At 61.6% G+C, this 1439-nt stretch carries 1 protein-coding gene; it reads left to right on the top strand.

The features are described from left to right. Positions 1-36: 36 nt before the first annotated feature. Positions 37-1439 (top strand): condensation domain-containing protein (locus KVP70_RS33000; RefSeq protein WP_229225259.1); only part of this gene is annotated, 1403 nt, incomplete at its 3' end.

Raw genomic sequence — 1439 nt, 5'->3', positions numbered from 1 at the left:
CACGACCACTTCTTCGAGATGGGCGGACACTCGCTGATGGTCGTCACCCTGATTGAACGCCTGCGCCAGCAAGGTTGGAGCGTCGAAGTGCGCAGCGTATTTACCGCGCCGACCCTGGCCGCACTGGCCGCCAGCATCGCCGATGCCCACATCACCCCCGGCTTTGTCACGCCGTCCAACCTGATCAGCGCCGATTGTACGGCGATCACGCCAGACATGCTGCCTTTGGTGACGCTGACCCAGGACGAGATAGACCGGATAGTTGGCAGCGTGCCGCAAGGCGCCGCCAATGTTCAGGATATCTACCCCTTGTCGCCGTTGCAAGAAGGCATCCTGTTCCATCACCTGCTGGAAAGGGAGGGCGACGCTTACCTATTGCGATCGCTCATCGCCTTTGATAGCCGCAATCGTTTGGATGGTTTCCTGAATGCCTTGCAGAGGGTGATCGACCGACACGACATCTTGCGCAGCGCCGCCCACTGGCAGGGACTGGCGCAGCCGGTGCAAGTGGTGTATCGCCACGCCCCGTTGCCGATCATTGAACTCACGCTGGATGCGGCAAGCGACGCGCTCCCGCAGATACAGGCGCAAACCGATCCACGCCACCTGCGGCTGGACTTGCAGCAGGCACCCTTGATGGCCGCCTATGTGGCCGCCGATCCGCAGAGCGCCACCTGCTACCTTGCGCTGCTCTTCCATCACATGGTGAGCGATCACGTGACACTCGAGTATATTGTCGCGGAGATCCAACTGCTACTGTCAGGGCAAGCAGCACGCCTGGCCAAACCGCTGCCCTACCGTAACTTCATTGCGCAGACGCTGGCCATTCCAGCGGCGGCGCACGAAGCGTATTTCCGGGAACAGTTGGGCGACATCGACGAACCGACGGTCCCGTTTGGTTTGCTCAACATTCAAGGCGATGGCAGGCAGGTAGAAGAAGCCAGTATCAGCCTGAGCGCAGACTTGGCCGAGCGCATCCGCATCAGTGCGCGGCAAGAAGGCGTCACGCCGGCGGTCTTGTTCCATGTGGCGTGGGCGCAGGTACTGGGGCAATGCAGCGGGCGTGACGACGTCGTATTCGGCACGGTGCTGTCTGGCCGCCTGCAAGGATGGGAAGGCGCCGACCAAGTGCTGGGCATGTTCATCAACACCCTGCCGGTGCGGGTCAGCTTGTCCGGCACCAGTGTGCGGCATGTGGTCGGCACCACCTACCGGCGCCTGAGCGAACTACTGGAACACGAACAAGCCTCGCTGGCGCTGGTCCAGCGCTGCAGCGGGATCAAGGCGCCGTTGCCGCTCTTTACCGCCCTGTTCAATTACCGCCACAGCCATGTCGCGATAGATAACCTTAGCAGGGACGGGAGTACCGACTTGGTCTGGGAAGGGATGCGGATACTGTCGGGCGAAGAACGCACGAATTATCCGTTGACGGTCTCCGT

Source organism: Duganella violaceipulchra (genome assembly GCF_019166075.1).
Taxonomy (GTDB): domain Bacteria; phylum Pseudomonadota; class Gammaproteobacteria; order Burkholderiales; family Burkholderiaceae_D; genus Rugamonas; species Rugamonas violaceipulchra.
Note: the sequence above shows the minus strand (reverse complement) of the source record. Positions and strands in the feature narration are given on the sequence as shown.